The sequence below is a fragment of the Belliella baltica DSM 15883 genome, from assembly GCF_000265405.1.
In the GTDB taxonomy this organism is placed as follows: Bacteria; Bacteroidota; Bacteroidia; order Cytophagales; family Cyclobacteriaceae; genus Belliella; species Belliella baltica.
Map to the genome: position 1 here is coordinate 2,548,768 of NC_018010.1, position 18,601 is coordinate 2,567,368.

The window sequence follows — 18,601 nt, forward strand, 5'->3', positions numbered from 1 at the left end:
TTATAGGATTCATTTATTAATATGTTTTCAATAAAAATTATTAATTTAAGGAAAGATAAAATTAAAAGAGAATTGATGCTTTCGCAGCTAGTTGATCTTAATTTGTTGAAGTGTTCTCAAGTAATTGATGCTGTATATGGAAATGAATTAGATAATAGCATAAAGAATTTCATAAATTTAAAGCGTAAACCATTTTTACCGACAAAATTTAATAGACCATTAACAGCTGGAGAAATAGGGTGCTCGATGAGCCATCAAGCAATCTATAAAAGGATGAAATCTAATGATATTTGCTTAATAATTGAAGATGACGTTGTTATATCTCGAGATTTAATTGATTTCATAGATTTAATTGAGAAATTACCTTCAAGTTGGGAACTTGTATTGTTAGGACATCAGGTAGCAAGAGTTAGAGGAGCTCGTATAAGTGTTTGGGGAAGGAAAAGATTAGGTAAGTTTACGATAGGTAAGCCTGTTGAGATGGCTTTTGGTTGTTATGGCTACTTAATTAATTACAAAGGTGCAAGAAAATTAATCAATGCTGCGAAAAAAATGGACGCTCCAATTGATCATTACACAGGTGTATCTGACTTTGTAAACCTTTATGCAATCAAACATCCAATCATTCATTTTTCTAAAGAGCTAACAGTGTATAGTAATATCGCTGTTGAACGGGAATTGGTTAGTGCCCAAGCGACTAAAGCTTTAGAAAATAAAGCTTTCAGTAAATTTAAAGAATTTGTTAAGTCATCGTTTTTTTATCATCCAATAAGGTTTTTGATTAGGTTAGTAAGATGGTGTACAGGTAATTTAAGAACTCTTAAAATTATACGTTCATATCGATAGTGAATGATGTATGTAATTTAATGAATAGAATTATTTTTGCCTTTGTAAAGCAATCGAAGGTTTCTGAAGAAACCAACATCTTGACTAACACTTTAAAAAAAATAATTTCAAGTAAGAAATAATTTACTTTAAAAATATGATTACCTGCATATTTTTTCCGTTTGTTGGTGGTTTTCCAGTATCTCTAAATAATAATTTAATTATAGCATCTCTTTAAGAAGCTTTTAGTAAATCTTGTTTTACGTTGGCTTCACAGTTAAAGATGTCGATATTTTTTAAATTAGTACAGATAAATTTTGATTTTAAACTTTTACAATTACAGTTCGAGATAGAACGATCGTGAAAAAAATAATTGTAACTTTCTTTATTAAAAGCCTAAATTTTATAATCTAAACTTGATTATATTAAAAGAGCATGAGATTCTAGACTACAAGAAGTTATCAATCAATACCAGAAAATTGCCAAATCAGTTTTTTATATTAATAATAGTAATGTTCTTTAGATGCATGAAAATATTGATAATCTACATTTTTAAAAACTAAAAAAAAATCTATTTTAATACTTTTTTATTTAATATGATATTTATGAAATCTAAAAAATTTAAGAGATTGTAAAAAGATAATAATTATATTTTTAAAAACCTTAAAGACTAAGGGGTAGAAATTTACCATGTTTATTAGTTTAATTAAATTATAGAATGATCATTCTTATATAATGTCTATACGTAAATCCCTAAGTTCTGGTATTTTATATACTGGTATCACCCGTTATTCTGGTGTATTGGTATCAATAGTAATAGGTGCAATTCTAGCAAGATTACTAACTCCAGCTGAGTTTGGTGTTGTTGCTTTAGTTACTGTTTTTATTTCATTTTTCAATTTATTAACCGACGTCGGTATTGGACCCGCTGTTATTCAAAACAAAAAATTGACGGATGAAGATGTACAGTCAATTTTCTTACTTTGCATTTTACTCGGATTAGTTTTAACATTTCTATTTTTCTTTTCAGCAACTTTAATAGCTTCTTTTTATGAAAATAAGGACTTAATCCCATTAATTAGATTACTTTCCTTAACTGTTTTTTTTAGTTCTTTAAGGATTGTACCTAATGCATTATTGCTAAAAAAATTAAAGTTTAAACAAATAGGGTTTGTTACTATTACAGTTCAATTATTTAGTGGAATACTTGCTATTGTTCTTGCTTATAAAGGTTTTAGTTATTATTCTTTGGTTTTTAAAAGTATTTTTGACAGTTTCATAACTTTTGTTATTCTTTTTAAACTGTCACCTGTAAAGCTTATATTGTATTTGAGAAAAAGTGCCTTAAATAAAATTATACATTTTTCGAGTTTTCAATTTTTATTTAATTTCATTAATTATTTTTCAAGAAATACAGATAACCTCTTGATTGGAAAGTTTTTATCACCAGTCTCTTTAGGGTTTTATGATAAATCTTACCAATTAATGATGATGCCGGTTCAAAATTTAACGCATGTTATAACACCTGTTTTACACCCTGTACTTTCGGAATTCCAAAATGATAAACTAAGAATATTAAACGCATACACCAAAGTGGTGAGACTATTAGCTACTATAGGTTTTCCTATTTCAGTTTTTTTGTATTTCACTGCTTCAGAAATCATTTTAATTTTATACGGAGTTCAGTGGGAGAAAAGTATTCCTGTATTTAAAATTTTAGCTCTAACAGTTGGGATTCAAATGGTACTTTCTAGTTCTGGATCTATTTTTCAGGCTATAAATCGAACTGATTTACTATTTTATTCAGGCGCCATTAGTGCTGTCTTTATGGTAGGTGGTATTAGTTATGGTATTTTTATTGAAAAAAGTTTGGAGGGAGTTGGATTTGGTTTGATTGTTGCTTTTTTAATAAATTTTTTTCAAGGATTTTATATTTTGATAAAGTTTGCATTGAAAGGCAGTGTTTTATATTTTTTTAAATCTTTTTTGTTTCCTATTACAACTAGTATAATTATTTGGTTGTGTCTTTTAAGTTTTCAATCAATTAAAATTGATAATTTATACATTTCTTTATTAGGAAAAATAGTTATTTCATTCTCTGTTTTCTTATTAGTGAATTTTTTTAATAAAAATAATCGAAATCTTGCCTTAGATTTTTTAAAAAATAGAAGAGCTTTCTAATCATGTATAAACTAAATAATATAATGTTTAAATAGAATTAATTGCAATTATATAGTATATGTTATTGATAAATTATTCTTATTGTTTCATGCACATTATAAATTTCAAAATTTGTTAAGGATAACTTAGAGATTGTATAGGGAATAACATATAAAAGTTGGACACTAACTTTGGCTCAAAATCTTAAAAAAAATTATTGAAAAATAAGCTGTTCAAGACTTCGGGAGGATCATAATAGAGCCTTTTTTAGGTTCATATGCAATACTTTAAGGGCTTTTGATTACTCAGATGTCGAAATGCTACCTAATCGAGTTATCTTTACATCAGGAACTATACTGATAGAAATTACTTCTGACAGGCTATTCATTGCTTTAAGTTCTGAATTTATTCCTTAATATTTAGATGATCCAGCCGCCTTTCTCTGATCCGCTTGATACAATAGTTCTTGAACAAACTTTAGTTAAAGCAGTCAACTTTGTTCTCCTAAATGTGAGGGGGTTTCATCATAGCGTGCTTAAAATTTTGATTTGACTATGATTGCTACAAAAATAGTATCAGTGGATATTAAAAAAACTATAATATCGAAAAAAGATTTAATTAATGATCAATAAAGGTTTCCCTTAGAAGTATTATAACTAGATAGGAATTAAATTTCTTCAAAATCAAATCTAGAATATTATATAATTGTCAATAGTCAACAGTTCTAATAAAATAAAGTGCTTAAATTATTTTAAGTGGCTACCGGTGTAAAGTTTCCATATATTTAATAATTCAAAAGCTATTAAATTTAATTAAAAAAATGCTTTTTTTAATTATTAGAGCTATTTAAATAATAGCTAATTATGGAATATATTCGTTTCTTCAAAATTACTTGCATTTAAATTTTATGAAAAAAAATAAAAATAATTCAATTTGTTTAGTTACAGTTGTAATTCCAACTTACAAAAGAAGTAAACTTTTAGAATCTGCTATTATTTCTGTTTTAAATCAGTCTTATGAAAATTTAGAAATTTTAGTTGTTGATGATAACTCAGATGGTTGCGAACAAGATAAAGTTCAAAAAATAATTGCTAAATTCAATAATGTTGAGTATTTAAAAAACTTTAGGAAAAAAGGAGGTTGTGGTGCGCGAAATAGTGGGATATTAAAAGCATCTGGTGACTTTATAGCTTTTTTAGATGATGATGATATATTTCTTAAGGGTAAAATTCACAATCAGTTGAAGCATTTAATAGATACTGGAGGGAATGCTTCCTTTACAGACTATGTCTTGAATGATAGGATTTACAATAAAAAGAAAAATGTTGTTAAAAATTTTAATAAACTTGATTCCCATCAAATTTTGAATTTTGAGGTTCCTGCTTCTACCACTTTAATGATGGCAAAAAGGCAGAGTTTAATTGATGTTGGTCTTTTTGATGAGAATCTCCCTAGCTTTCAGGATTTAGATTTATGGTATAGATTATCAAAAAATGGTCCCATTTTCAAATATAATGGCTTACTTTCTGAATTCACTATTCATTTAGAAGATAGAGTTAGTATAAATATAGATAAACGCGCGACTGGTTTAAATAAATTGATCGATAAATGGAAAAATGAAATTGAATTAATTGTTGGAGTTAAGAAGTTCTATGATTTTTATTATCGAGAGTCAATATATAACGTCATTAAATATTCTAATTTATCTTATAAAGAAAAATTTAAATATTATTTAACTTTGAATTTGAAGGGTGAAACTAAGCTAAAATACCTAGCTGTACTTCCATACAATTTAATTAATTTCGTCAAAACTCAGTAGAGATAAATGAATTTATTAAAACTATTGTTTATAAATTTTTTAATGTTTTTGTATATATATAATCCAATGATTAGATTTCTACCGTTTGATTCAGGTGTGATCATTTCATTTCTAATTTTACTTTTTTATTTTTTTAATGGAGCGCCTAATTTGAAAAGAATTTTAAAAAATAAATATATTTTCATTTATCTTATTTTAGGTTTAATAACTTTTTCTTACACGCTTATTTTAACATTTTTTTCTGATAATGAACATTTATCTTTTCGATTTCCAATAATGTATTTTAGATTTTTTTTTGAATTACCTCTAGTTACAATAGCAATATTAAATTTAATAATAAAGTTTGGATATAATACGTATGGAAAAGTGATTCATATTTTTATAAACATAGCAATCGTTCAATCATTTATTGTAATTGCTACATTGTTATCTCCAGCCCTCAGAGATTTTGTTTTCTTTAATCTTTTAAAATTTAGGGAAGGTCATGATAAAATCATAAGTATTGGAGACTTTTCTCTTAGAGGATTTGGTTTGTCTGGGGATTATTTGTTTGCGTTCCCTTTATTTCAAGGATTTGCAGCAGTTTTAGTTTTATTCTTTTTCAAAAACGGTTGGTTTAAGTATATTTTCGTTTTTCCTTTAGTTTTAATCTCTTCTTTAGTTAATGCGAGAGTTGGAGTAGTACCAGTTTTAATTTTTTTTTCCATTATAGCTTTGTTTTATTTCATTTCAATGCAAAAAAGCAAAATAAAAATACTGTTAAAAAACACTTTTTTTGTCTTGATTTTACTAATTCTAATAATACAATTTGTTCAAATATTAGAGTTAAATAATACATTTAGTTGGATTGTTAATGGTTTTATAAATATTTTTGGTGGTAATACGGTCGGTTCGAGTTCAAGTTATAACATTATAGAAAAACTACTTGGAGAACATTTATTTTTTCCAAATGGATGTTTTGATTTCGTTTTTGGTTCTGGTCAAGTAATTTTTTCAAATCCCTTTAGTTATATTAAATCAGACATAGGTTACATTCAATTTATATTTTATGGCGGGTTGTTTTTTTTAATTTTAATTATTTTTTCGTTTAAATTCTTAGCTATAGGTTGTTTAAATTACATTAAAAAGGAGGATTTTAAAATAAAAATAATAGTTTTGGCAATAATGATTACGGTTTTATTTGTACACTTTAAAGGTAACATTTACAATTATAATTCGTTTATGAAATTATCATACATCATTATATTCTTTATTATTTTAAAATTTCAAACATCATCTTACAGTTCTCGTTAAAAGTGTTGAACTTTTATCCTTATAAAACTAACAAAGTTAATTTTTTAGTTAAAAAATTGAGTAAAAAATGCGTATGAAAATTTCAATTATTACAGTTGTATTTAACGATTTAATTGGGTTTAAACGGACATTTAATTCAGTTATAACTCAAACTTATAAAAATTTAGAATTTATAGTCATTGATGGTGGTTCTAGCGATGGAACTGCAGAATTTATTTCTTTAAATTCTGATTTTTTTTCAAAGTGGACATCAGGTCCAGATAAGGGGATTTATGATGCTATGAATAAAGGAATAAACCTTGGGACTGGGGAATTTGCTATTTTTCTGAATGCAGGAGATTGTTTTTATTCTAATGAAATTCTTTCAGAGGTTGTTAAAAACTTTAATAACCCTAATGCAATTTATTTTGGTAGGGCTTTAGTTGATGGGGAAACTCATGATTGGCTGTTCCCGCCGATTAGATATAAAAAAGATAATATCACTTTATGGTTGAAGAATAATGTCCCTAATCATCAAGCTATGTTTTTTCCAAAATCATATTACTCTAGATATAAATATAATTTAGCTTTAAAAATTAGTTCTGATAAAGACTATAAACTAAATGCTCAAAAATCATTCAAAATACCATTTGTTTTTTGTGACTTAATTATATGTAAATTTAATTTAGGTGGGATTTCATCTTCAAATAAATTAAAGCAATCATTGATTATTTCAAAGGAATTGTGGAAATTAGATACTCAGTACTATTCATTAAATTATGCTATAAAGAATCAAATTAAACATTATTCAAAAATATTATTAAGTAATTTATTTGGTAAAAGTTTATTAAATAAGATACTTAAAAAAGCCAAATAGAAAAATGAGAAAGCAAATTGATTTTTCCTGCTTGATGTCAATTTATCAAAGAGATTCTGCTAGGTTTTTAAAAGAAGCTTTAAATAGCATTAATAACCAAACTTTAAAAGCGAATGAAATAGTCTTAGTAAAGGATGGGCCGGTAAGTTTAGAATTGGATGCAATCTTATCTGAATTTCAAGATAAGCTTCCTTTGAAAATCATTAGTATTGATGAAAATAGGGGTTTAGGTCATGCGCTTTCTTTTGGTCTAAATTTTATTTCAAATGATATTGTTGCGAGAATGGATGCTGATGATATATCGGTTTCAAATCGATTTGAAAAGCAAATAGATATATTAATTAAAAATCCTGAATATGATTTAGTTAGTTCAAATATAGAAGAGTTTAATAATGTTCCTGGTGACTTGGGGATAATAAAAAAAGTTCCAGAAAAACATGAAGATATCCTCAAGTATTCACAAAAAAGATCTCCTTTCAATCATCCTTCTGTTGTTTTTAGAAAACAGGCGGTGCTAAATGCCGGGTCCTACAAATCTATGTTGTTTTTCGAAGATTATTATCTCTGGTTACGGTTGATTAAATCAGGACGAAAATTTTATAATATCCAAGATCCTCTTTTATATTTTAGGGTTGGAAATAATATGATTGGACGTAGGCAAGGATTTAAATATGCTTTGCACGAATATAATTTTTTTAAATCAGCTTATAAAGAAAAACTAATTTCATTATATGATTTTATTAATGCGGTGTTAATTAGATTTCCTTTAAGATTATTGCCAGTTTCCACTTTGAAGTTTATATATTCTTCATTATTACGAAAATAAAAATCAGATTGGGATATTTATTAAATGAAGTTTTGGGAATGACTAGGTACTATATCAATAAAATTCTGGTTGCGATTTTTATTGTCTTTACTTTTAACTTATCTTATGCTCAAAATGCCTCAACAAATAATAATAAATTTTACGAGCTGAATAGACTTAATCAGCTAAATACAGATACTTCAAATAATTTCCTCCAAAATAATGCATATCAAGTCCTGCCAGAAAATGTAGATCAAATAATATCAAGAAAGGGAGCTTTTTTTAAAGAAGTTTTACCTTATAAAGTTTCTTTTTTACCAATTACCCTTCTAAGTCAATATTCATCAAAAACCATTTATCCAGAAGTCTCTAGGCTCATTAATAATCTAGGCTTTCAATCCTATGCTTCTGCGGGTTTATTCGCAAGTCTAGGGCCGTTATCAATACAGGTACAACCAGAGTTTATTTATGCACAAAACAAAGTGTTTAATATAGGTTCTCAGAAATCTAATAATACTGAATATCTTGAGCGATTTGGGGAAGGATCTTATCAAACATTTCTTCCCGGTCAAAGTAGTATTAGACTCAGTGCAGGTGCATTTTCCATTGGTGCCTCTACTGAGAATATCTGGTGGGGTCCAGGGCAATTCAACTCCCTACTTTTTTCAAACAATGCCTTTGGGTTTGAACACTTAACTTTAAATACTAGGCGTCCCGCAAAAACATTTTTAGGGACTTTTGAAGGTCAAGTCATTATGGGCAGGCTTGAAGGGTCTGGCTTAGAATCACCAATTAGTAATCTATTAAGAGATGATTCAAGATACCTCAACGGAATAAATATAGTTTATGGTCCCAAATGGATCCCCGGCTTTTTTATTGGAGTGTCGAGAGTGTTTCAGCAATATTCAGAAACAAGAGGTGATACTTTTAGAGATTATTTTCCAATTTTTGGAGGATTACAAAAAGAAAGACTTTTGGAAGACTTTGAAGATCCCGGTGAATTTGATAGGGCAGGAAGAGATCAACAGCTTACTGGTTTTGTAAGATTTATAAACAAGAAAGCAAAAGCTGAGTTATATTTTGAATTTGGAAGAAGAGATCATGCTTTTAATTGGAGAGAAGCTATTTTAAACCCTGAACATGCTAGAGCCTATTTATTCGGTTTCAATAAGTTACTTTCTTTACCAAATGATGCAGCTTTTCAGTTAAGAACAGAAGTACTTCAACAGCAAGAGTCAATAAATATCCTAGTAAGATATCCTGGTATAGGAGGAGGACAAAATTGGGGTGGTCATATACCAGTTAGACATGGTTTTACCCATAGAGGTCAGATGCTTGGTCCGGGAGTTGGACCAAGTAGCAATGTTCAAACAATAGAAGGTGCTTGGGTAAAAGGGTTCAAAAAATTAGGTATAAGGTTTGAGAGATTGAATAGGCATCAAGATATTTATACCAAAAGATTTAATGATCCTTCTGAACAAGGTAGATGGGTTGACCTTTCAGCTAGAATTCTGGCCGATTGGCAGTTTAATAATTTGATTATCAGTTCAAATGTGAATTTTGTAAATTCTCTCAACTACCAATGGCAACTCGCCCCCGACAGTACCCCCGAATATCCCAAAGGAGAAAACCTATTTTCAGTTCACTCCCAAGTGAGTCTGATCTATCTTTTTGATAAGAAAAAGTAGAATTGAAGTTTTAAAAGATCCATAATAATTAGTTTATAGAATTATGAAAATCACAGTTATTGGTACCGGCTACGTCGGTTTAGTATCAGGTGCTTGCTTTGCAGAAGTAGGGATTCATGTAGTATGTGTGGACGTCGATCAGAAAAAGATCGAGGGACTTAAAAAGGGAATCATGCCCATCTATGAGCCCGGACTCGAAGAAATCGTCAAAAGAAATTACGCCTCAGGCAGGTTAGAGTTTACCACGGACTTGGGCGCAGCCATCCAAGGTTCTGAAGTGGCTTTTATCGCTGTTGGTACCCCTCCAGGTGAAGATGGCTCTGCGGACTTGAAATATGTCCTGGCAGTAGCGGATGAAATCGGAAACACCATGTCTGATTATATCGTCGTTGCGACCAAGAGTACTGTTCCTGTTACCACAGGAGAAAAAGTACGTGCAGCCATCAAAGCAGCTTTGGAGAAAAGAAACTCAGACTTACCTTTTGCAGTAGCTTCTAATCCTGAATTCTTGAAAGAAGGTGCAGCGGTAGAAGACTTTATGAAGCCTGACAGAATCGTTATCGGAGTAGATGATGAAAGGGCAGAGGAGATGATGAAAAGACTCTACAAACCCTTTCAGCTGAATGGTGACCGCATCATTTTTATGGACATCCCCTCTGCAGAGATGACTAAATATACAGCGAATGCGATGTTGGCCACCAAGATTTCCTTTATGAATGACATCGCCAACCTTTGCGAATTGGTTGGTGCCAATGCCAATATGGTCAGAAAAGGAATTGGTTCAGATCCTCGTATCGGTACCAAATTCATCTATCCGGGTGTGGGCTATGGAGGTTCTTGTTTCCCTAAAGACGTCAAAGCCATCATCAAAACAGGCAAGCAATATGGCTATGACTTGAAAGTCCTTCAAGCAGTAGAGGATGTCAATGATGCCCAAAAGCATGTGCTCGTGAAGAAAATCAAAGCGCACTTCGGAGAAGACCTCTCAGGGATGACTTTCGCCATTTGGGGATTGAGTTTCAAGCCGAATACAGACGACTTACGTGAAGCCCCAGCCATCGTTATCATCGATGAACTGATCGCTGCAGGAGCCAAAGTAAAGGCCTATGACCCCATCGCCATGAAAGAAGCCCAGCACATCTATATCGGTGACAAAATCACCTATGCCAGGGATGCCTACGACGCCTGTGTAGATGCAGATGCCCTGCTTTTAGTCACCGAATGGTCTGAATTCCGCATCCCTTCCTGGGAAGCCCTCGGCAAACTCCTCACCAACAAAGTCATCTTCGACGGCCGAAACATCTACGACAAAAAATACCTAGAAGAGTTGGAGTTTGTGCATTATGGAATAGGGGTTTGATGGATGTTAAACGTTAAGTGTTAATCGTTAAAACGTAAGAAAAACCATCATTTATGGAATTCTCTACGCTTAACGTCTTTAACGCACAGCGATAGCTAGCATTGACGATATTAACGTTCAGCGTTCAGTGTTAATCGTTAAAACGTAAGAAAAACCATCATTTACGCAATATCTCACGCTTAACGTCTTTAACGCTCGGCGACAGCCAGCATTAACGCTTAACAAACTTACCATTCATCGTATTTTCAGAGGCGGAGGATGGGTTTAGGTATGGTTTGAATATAAAAATCAAAGAATAACTGAAAATGTCATTGAAAATCAAAGTGGATTGATTCTAATGGAGCAATTCAAACATTAACTCAATCCACCAATCCCTAATTACCTAATCCACTATTTCCCCAATAACTTAATCCACTAATCCCTAATCAACCAACCCCCATGTTCAACGCCATCAGCAAAGACCTCGATAAACTAGAAGTATTCACTGAAATAAAAGCTCAAATGGAATCCTTGGGTTTTACCGTAATTGCGCAAGACATAGAAAGACCTTGGGGAGCATTTTTAGTCATCGAACCTTTACAAGTAAAGGAATTTCAAAAGATGTTCTTTGGAGAAGTGACTTTGAGCTTTGACGAGAAACTCTCTTACAGCCCAAAAATCCTGATCGTAGCACCGGAGCAGAAACTCTCTTGGCAGTACCACCATAGAAGATCTGAATTATGGAAATTGGTTGAAGGAGAAGCGGCAATCGCACGATCCCAAACAGACCAGGAAAATCCAGCTGAGGACATGAAAACAGGGGAGGTCGTTACTTTAGCGCAAGGCGAACGCCATAGACTCATCGGCAAAAACACCTGGGGTATCATAGCCGAAATCTGGGTTCACACCGACCCCAACAACCCGTCTGATGAATCTGATATCGTTAGAATCCAAGATGATTATAGGAGAAGTTGATTTGGTTAATCGTTTAATTGGTTAGAATTAAGAGGTGAAACGTTAGACATAAGATATGAGATTCCCCTTTCATTTCGATTATATCTCTATTTCGTGAGAATCCCAAGCGCTTCAGCGCTTCTAATTCAAAATCAACCAAGTGGAGCTTATCTAATTTTAAATCCTATTTATACATCAAATCCCAAAAATCCCAATTCGGTAAATTCGGTAAATTCGTGGTTCCTTTTTCTTTCAATCTAAAATCCAAATTTGAAATTCGATCAATTTTTACCTGCAGTAGGCAGGCGTGGTTATCCATCTGCTAGCAATAATTCAAATCTGTGTCCATTAGTGTTCATCCCGATATTCTCGGGACAGGTCCTGTGGTAGAAAAAATCAGCACACCACAGCGTTTCTTCGCGGCATAAAAATAACCACAGAGGTTCGCAAAGGTATCGCAAAGGAAGATTATATAAAAGGTAATGAAGAAGTTCGACCCACTTAGGGTCGTGAATTATGGGAATGGAATCTACATCTCAACCACCGGTTCCACCGGCGGCTATTCAAGGTTGAAGCCATTTAGGCTTCAACAAAGACCTAGTAAAACCCAATACATTTATCAATTAGCTAATTAGTCCTTAATCAATTATATAATTAACAAATTTAATAGTTAATCAAATTAGCACTTAACCTAATCAACTTAATTAACTCAATTAACCAGTTATGAATATCCGCCTACGTACAAGTAGGCAAATTTTATACTTTGACAATACGTGTCAATAACTTTCAGGGCTGTATTTTAAGTGTTTAATTGGCTTGAAATAAAGAAAGAAGCCATGACTATCCTACAATTCAATGAAAGATATCCAGATGAGGCAAGTTGCATTCATTTCTTTAAGGAACAAAGAGAAAGGGAAGGCATTATTTGTAAGAAATGTAAGTCCAGAGAACACTACTGGCTTAATTCTCTCAATATGTTTCAATGTAAACATTGTGAATTTAGGACAGGCCTGAAGAATGGTACCGTTATGGAAAACAGCAAGTTGCCATTAAGGATCTGGTTGCTTGCAATGACACTTGTAAGTGCAACCAAGAAGGGGTTTAGCTGCCTGGAACTCCAGAGGCAGATGGGGCATAGTAGATACGAGACTGTTTTCAGGCTGTACCACAAGCTCCGAGAAGCAATGGGTAAACGTGATAGCCAATATAAACTAGAGGATATGGTTGAATATGATGAGGCTTTTGTAAGCAAGGCAACAAAATCTTCGGAAAGGATGAAGCTGAAGAAAGGACGCGGAAGTCAAAAACAAGCTTCCGTTGCTGTCATGGCTGAATCATCTATTCTTGAAGACTTAATTACCGGAGAAAAGGACAAAAGCTGCAGATATTTCAAGATGGTCAAAATAGATAACTTGAAGGCAAAAACAGCCGAAAAACTGATAAAAGGCCTGATTGACAAGAAAGCTGTGGTTCAGACTGATGAAAGTACGACTTATTCTAACCTAGAAGATTGTATCGATGTCCATGTAAGCGAACTATCCTCCACAAAAGAAGGTAAGTTCAATCTCAAATGGGTACATATAGCAATAAGTAACCTCAAAAGAGATCTGCAGAAGTACCATATGGTTTCAGAAAAGATGCTTCAAAACTATCTCAATGAATTCTGTTACAAACTAAACCGAAGATACTTTGGTGAAAAACTATTTGACAGATTGGTTATTGCAAGCATTTGCCCCTACTTGTATACAAGCGGATAATCATATAACCAGTTAACCTCTTAAGCCATTTAAACCCTTTCCCCAATCAACCATTCAACAATTTTCCCGTATATTCAACCTATGAAATACATTTACCTTTTTCTATTTACAATCTTTTCAATTTCGGTTAATGCACAGCAGGCTTTAGTGGATAAAGTTTATGAAGAAAATATTCAGTCTGTACGGCTTTTTCCCAAAACACAAGAGTTTAGCAGTCAGATGACTTCACCAGTGATTTCACTTCAAGCAGCATCGCCCTTATTGCTTTCTTTTGATGATATCGCATATGATCCGGATATGTACTCGGCTAAAATTATTCATTGCAATATGGATTGGACACCTTCAGACTTGAAGGAAAATGACTACCTAGATCAATTCAACGAGTTTAATGTCAATGATTACAATTATTCCATCGATACAAGAGTTCCTTACATCCACTTCAATTTTATTCTTCCGAAAGTAACCAAAACAGGAAATTATGTGATTCAAGTCTATAGGAATAGAGATCAGAAGCAAACAATCCTTACCAAAAGATTCATGGTTTTTGACAATTCTATGCAAGTAGGAGCGAGGATAGTACCTCCAAGTCAAACAGAATTTCGTAGAAAACAACAGCAGCTTAATCTCAATATCAACTATAAAGCAAGAGAGGTACTTGATCCTAGAAATAGCATCAAGGTAATCATAAGGCAAAATCAACGTTGGGACAATGTGAAGTATGACCTTACGCCAACCATGGTAAGAGAAGATCTCAAAACTATGGAATACCAACTATTTGATGGATCCAATGCATTTTTTGCAGGAAATGAATTTCGATTCGTTGATCTTAGATATGTTAGAGCTAGGGGGAATAACGTAGCCAAAGTGGAAATGAAAGAAGATGTGGTTTTTGCCGAAACTTTGGTAGAAAAAGCTAGACCTTCGGCCGCCTATTCACAATACCTAGACATGAATGGGCAATATGCAATCTTCAATTTTGAACGACAAAATTATGACCTCGAAGGAGAATATATCCTGACGACCTTCAATTTAAGTGCTGAGGGAATCAATGAAACACCCTATTTGATTGGTGCTTTAACCAACTGGGAAAATCACCCTGATTCCAAAATGACTTTAAATACCAAAACCAATACCTATGAAAGCACCTTGCTCCTTAAGCAAGGTTGGTACGATTATCAGTTTGCATACCTCACACCAAATGGATGGAACATGTCACCACTTGAAGGAGATCACTTTGAAACTGAAAATGAATACGAAGTCTTAGTCTATTTCCGAGATGTAGGCTCCCGCTACGACGAACTCGTCGGCTACATCAACATCAACCCTAATAAAAGGAGATTATAGTCGCTTGTGACCTATGTGTAGTTTTTAACTACACTCAAATATTACAATGTTTACTTACCGAACATATTATGATTTATAAAATATTCCCCAATTCTGATACGAAGTTGTAGATGCAATCTACTACTAGTTTACCTGATTTGACCTATCAATACTTTAACCAATTAACAGCTTGATCCAATTTCCCAATAACTCAATTAAATAATTAACCATTCAACAGCATTACCAATTCCCTACCTCTTAGTTCTTGCGTCTTGTGTCTCAAATCTAAGATTCAAAAGTATTCATCCCACAGTTTATCTTTCCCTTCATCATTCGAAATTAAGAGTTCATCATTCATCATTTTTTAACCCCTTTAACCTTTTAATCCTCTAATCATTTACAATAAATACAATGAACTTTTCTACCTAATAACCAGTCATCTAATTAACCTAATAACCAATTAACCTTTTCAACTGTGTTCATTCCGATATTCTTGGGACAGGTCCTGTGGTAAAATAAAATCCATAAAAAAAAGCCCAACTTTTCAGCTGGGCTTTAATTCTTTTGAGAAGCAATTAAGCTTCTTCTGTTCCTGAGTTCTCTTCACCACCTTCAAGTTCTTGAGGTTTCTGCCTTTCGTGAGGCTTGTAAGGGATAAAACCCTCTCTCTTGAATTTGTAAGGTTCTGTTCTCTGTGCTTGGCCATGATTGGCAAGGTCTAACATACCAAAGCCTTTGTGGGTGAATGCACCCAAGCCACATTTGAACACGAAATCCTGTACTTCTGGCGCTGCATACAAGGTGAAAGGAAGTGTATATCCTCTTACTTCATACTTGACATCCATATCGTAAACAGAATAGATTCTAGCAAATTTCTTTTGCTGCTCTCTGAGCTTATTTACATAATTCATGTCAGGGACAACTTGGAACTTATAGAACGATTCCATCTGCTCTTGGCTATACCAACCCGATCTTTCCATTCGAGTAAGCGTGGATTCATACAACAGATCAGAAAATTCATCTGAATCTGGATTGATAAATCTCTTGCCCGACTCATCATTGAACGATGGCGTCAATAGCACCAATGGCGAGATACAAACGAACTTGTTCGAAGTCTCCAATTCTGGCTCTGTTTCCTGCTCCGTATATTCTGGAGAGATTACAAGATTTCCCAACTCAATTTTCGGAGTTGCAAACACCTGCTCCAAGAGATAGTCGATAAATTCTTCATTGGGTGATGAAAGCACTAGAGTGACTAAACTCGAGTAATAGTGTAATCCGCTTCTACTTACTTTGGTCTGACCTTTTAGACCTGAGAAGTTGAAGTAATTGTAATTGAAAAACTCCTCACGACCACCTTTTACGATGAGTCCTTTTAGGAATTGTGCCAGAATGTACTGATGGTGAAACGGTAAATAGGCACCCTTGTTTTTTAAGGAAAATATTAATCTTATTCTCACGGTTTTTAAAAATAAAATTGAAACAATTATTAAACTTTGTTGACTTTTAGTGTTATGTTTTACTTAAAGGTTCCTGCAAAAGTACAAATTTTTTTCTAAGAATTATCAAACATTGAATCTAAAATGCATAATGTCACCATCTTGGACTACATATTCTTTACCTTCTATGGCAATTTTACCATTTTCCCTACAGGCAGCCTCTGTTTTGTACTTTTCATAGGAAGGTAATTTGATTACTTCAGCCTTGATAAAGCCTCTTTCAAAATCCGTATGTATCACGCCAGCTGCTTGTGGAGCTTTCCAACCTCGCTTGATCGTCCAAGCTCTTACCTCTTGAACTCCCGCAGTAAAATAGGTAATCAAATTTAATAAAGTATAAGCGCCTGCAATCAATCGGTTTAATCCACTCTCTTCCAAGCCATATTCTCCTAAAAACATCGCCTTTTCTTCAGCATCTTCAAATTCAGCAATCTGAGCTTCCAAAGCTGCGCATAAAATGATTACCTCAGCATTTTCATCCTTCACATTTTCCTTCAATTTATCCACAAACTCATTTCCGCTATGTATGCTGTCTTCATCGACATTGGCAACATAAAGCACTGGCTTGATGGTCAATAAATGCAAGTCTCTTACTGCTTCCAAATCTTCTTTCTCAACCTCTACAGCTCTCGCGTTTTTTCCTGCTACCAAAGCGTTTTTGAAAGTCATCAAGGTCTCTAACTCCTTGCGAGCTTTAGCATCACCTGACTTTGCAATCTTTTCAACTTTCAGAATTTTCTTGTCTATAGACTCTAAATCCTTCAATTGCAGTTCCGTGTCTATGACCTCTTTATCAAATATCGGATCAACTCCTCCAGCAACATGGACAATATTGTCATCATTAAAACATCTGATCACATGAATGATCGCATCCACCTCCCTAATATTCGCCAAGAATTTGTTTCCCAATCCTTCTCCCTTACTCGCTCCTTTTACCAAACCTGCAATATCTACAAACTCGATTACGGTTGGCAATACTCGTTGAGGTGAAACAAGCTCTTCTAAGATTTGAAGTCTTTTGTCTGGTACAGTGACCACACCTACATTGGGTTCGATCGTACAAAAAGGGAAGTTTGCTGCCTCTGCTTTCGCACTTGATAAAGCATTAAATAAAGTAGATTTTCCAACATTGGGTAAGCCAACGATGCCACACTGTAAAGCCATTATTGATTTTTTATAATTTGAATATTTTATATGCCTTGTACCCTTTGTAAAATTCCATAATGGAAACTCTAAAAACGGTATAAACTGGAATCGCAAAGATCATCCCGGGAATGCCAGCGATTTTTGCACCCGCAAAGATAACAACAAAAATTTCAAGTGGATGCGCTTTTACAGATTTAGAAAAAATCAATGGCTGCAAAATGATGTTATCAGTCAATTGAACGACCGAAAATACGGAAAGAATTTTGAGAATAAAGAAGGTCATTTCACTGGAATCCCCATAACTCGAGGTTGTCAGTCCTACAATGACCCCAAAAGTAGCTCCCAAAATCGGACCTGCATAAGGTATCAAATTGGCCACTGCTGCAAAAAAAGCAATGGTCAAAGCATACTCAATCCCCAAAATCGTCAAGCCAATGGAAGCAATCGCAAAAATAGCAGCCATTTGAATCAAAAGACCTATCAGGTAGTAGGAGAGGAGCTTTTCAACTTTATTGAAAGTAGATACATAAAGCTCAAAATATGCGTTTGGAACCAAATTGATAATATTCCTTCTCAATAATCCATTTTCCAAAAGCAGGAAAAAGGTAATAAATGTAATGGCCATTGTACCAATCAAAATACTACTCGTAGTATTGACCACCGTATTGATGAAGCCTTGAATATTTAGAATGTTAAAACTGGAAATCAGGTTTTCTCGCACTTGCTTAATCAGAAAGCCTGGTTCGCTTTGGATCAACTTAAAGCGGCGTAGCAAGTCCTCAAATTTACCCGCTGGATTTTGAATCTGCTCGTAAAGAAATTCTAAATCATAAGAAGCAATCACTTGAAGCTGCGCACTAATCAGTGGAATAAACAGTAAGCCTATTACAATGAATAAACTAACAACCGCAAAGAATGAAACCAAAATGGCAAACCATCTTGGAATATGTCTTCCTAATAAATGAAAGGAATTGATCCTATTTGTCAGTGGACGAAGTACGGCAGAAATGATAATGGAAAAAATGATGTAAAAGGCAATAGATGAAAAGTACCATCCAACTATAAACAAAAGGATGGTAAAAATAGAAACGTATAGAATTACCTTTTTCATGAACTAAAATAAAAAAGAGAAAGAAA

General features: G+C 33.2%; 15 protein-coding genes. 12 read left to right on the top strand and 3 right to left on the bottom strand.

The genetic code is table 11. The features are described from left to right. Positions 1–21: 21 nt before the first annotated feature. From BELBA_RS11700 to BELBA_RS11750, 12 genes are all read left to right on the top strand, one after another. The gene (locus BELBA_RS11700) at positions 22–846 is read left to right on the top strand and encodes a glycosyltransferase family 25 protein (RefSeq protein WP_041779342.1); all 825 of its coding nucleotides are present in this window, start codon (positions 22–24) and stop codon (positions 844–846) included. Positions 847–1,560: 714 nt separating this feature from the next. Continuing rightward, the gene (locus BELBA_RS11705; protein ID WP_014772907.1) at positions 1,561–3,006 is read left to right on the top strand and encodes a lipopolysaccharide biosynthesis protein; all 1,446 of its coding nucleotides are present in this window, start codon (positions 1,561–1,563) and stop codon (positions 3,004–3,006) included. 886 nt (positions 3,007–3,892) lie between these two features. Beyond that, entirely contained in the window at positions 3,893–4,804 is a 912-nt protein-coding gene (locus BELBA_RS11710; protein ID WP_014772908.1) for a glycosyltransferase family 2 protein, read from the top strand. A 6-nt stretch (positions 4,805–4,810) separates the two neighbouring features. Then, the gene (locus BELBA_RS11715) at positions 4,811–6,097 is read left to right on the top strand and encodes a hypothetical protein (protein ID WP_041779343.1); all 1,287 of its coding nucleotides are present in this window, start codon (positions 4,811–4,813) and stop codon (positions 6,095–6,097) included. Between the two features lie 73 nt (positions 6,098–6,170). Next, positions 6,171–6,953 carry a glycosyltransferase family 2 protein gene (locus tag BELBA_RS11720; RefSeq protein WP_157466085.1) on the top strand — a complete coding sequence of 261 codons (783 nt, stop codon included), beginning with the start codon at positions 6,171–6,173 and terminating at the stop codon, positions 6,951–6,953. Between the two features lie 4 nt (positions 6,954–6,957). After that, positions 6,958–7,779: a glycosyltransferase gene (locus BELBA_RS11725; RefSeq protein WP_014772911.1), complete on the top strand. Its 822-nt coding sequence runs from the start codon at positions 6,958–6,960 to the stop codon at positions 7,777–7,779. A gap of 38 nt (positions 7,780–7,817) precedes the next feature. Next, a complete protein-coding gene (locus BELBA_RS11730) occupies positions 7,818–9,446 on the top strand; it encodes a capsule assembly Wzi family protein (protein ID WP_157466174.1) in 1,629 nt (542 codons plus the stop codon). A 43-nt stretch (positions 9,447–9,489) separates the two neighbouring features. Continuing rightward, complete coding sequence (locus BELBA_RS11735; protein WP_014772913.1) at positions 9,490–10,806, top strand: UDP-glucose dehydrogenase family protein; 1,317 nt, start codon at positions 9,490–9,492, stop codon at positions 10,804–10,806. A 438-nt stretch (positions 10,807–11,244) separates the two neighbouring features. After that, entirely contained in the window at positions 11,245–11,760 is a 516-nt protein-coding gene (locus BELBA_RS11740) for a cupin domain-containing protein (RefSeq protein ID WP_014772914.1), read from the top strand. A 461-nt stretch (positions 11,761–12,221) separates the two neighbouring features. Beyond that, a complete protein-coding gene (locus BELBA_RS19695; protein WP_157466086.1) occupies positions 12,222–12,374 on the top strand; it encodes a hypothetical protein in 153 nt (50 codons plus the stop codon). A gap of 201 nt (positions 12,375–12,575) precedes the next feature. Next, positions 12,576–13,496 carry an IS1595-like element ISBeba1 family transposase gene (locus tag BELBA_RS11745; protein ID WP_014770856.1) on the top strand — a complete coding sequence of 307 codons (921 nt, stop codon included), beginning with the start codon at positions 12,576–12,578 and terminating at the stop codon, positions 13,494–13,496. An 81-nt stretch (positions 13,497–13,577) separates the two neighbouring features. Then, positions 13,578–14,840: a type IX secretion system plug protein gene (locus BELBA_RS11750; RefSeq protein ID WP_014772915.1), complete on the top strand. Its 1,263-nt coding sequence runs from the start codon at positions 13,578–13,580 to the stop codon at positions 14,838–14,840. Between the two features lie 554 nt (positions 14,841–15,394). Here BELBA_RS11750 and cas6 read toward each other — a convergent pair. The 3 genes from cas6 to BELBA_RS11765 all read right to left on the bottom strand — a co-directional run bounded on the left by cas6 (position 15,395) and on the right by BELBA_RS11765 (position 18,575). Then, positions 15,395–16,279 carry a CRISPR-associated endoribonuclease Cas6 gene (gene cas6, locus BELBA_RS11755; RefSeq protein WP_014772916.1) on the bottom strand — a complete coding sequence of 295 codons (885 nt, stop codon included), beginning with the start codon at positions 16,277–16,279 and terminating at the stop codon, positions 15,395–15,397. Positions 16,280–16,384: 105 nt separating this feature from the next. Next, positions 16,385–17,482, bottom strand: a complete 1,098-nt coding sequence (gene ychF, locus BELBA_RS11760) for a redox-regulated ATPase YchF (protein ID WP_014772917.1) — start codon at positions 17,480–17,482, stop codon at positions 16,385–16,387. A gap of 10 nt (positions 17,483–17,492) precedes the next feature. Then, positions 17,493–18,575: an AI-2E family transporter gene (locus BELBA_RS11765; protein ID WP_014772918.1), complete on the bottom strand. Its 1,083-nt coding sequence runs from the start codon at positions 18,573–18,575 to the stop codon at positions 17,493–17,495. Positions 18,576–18,601 lie beyond the last annotated feature (26 nt).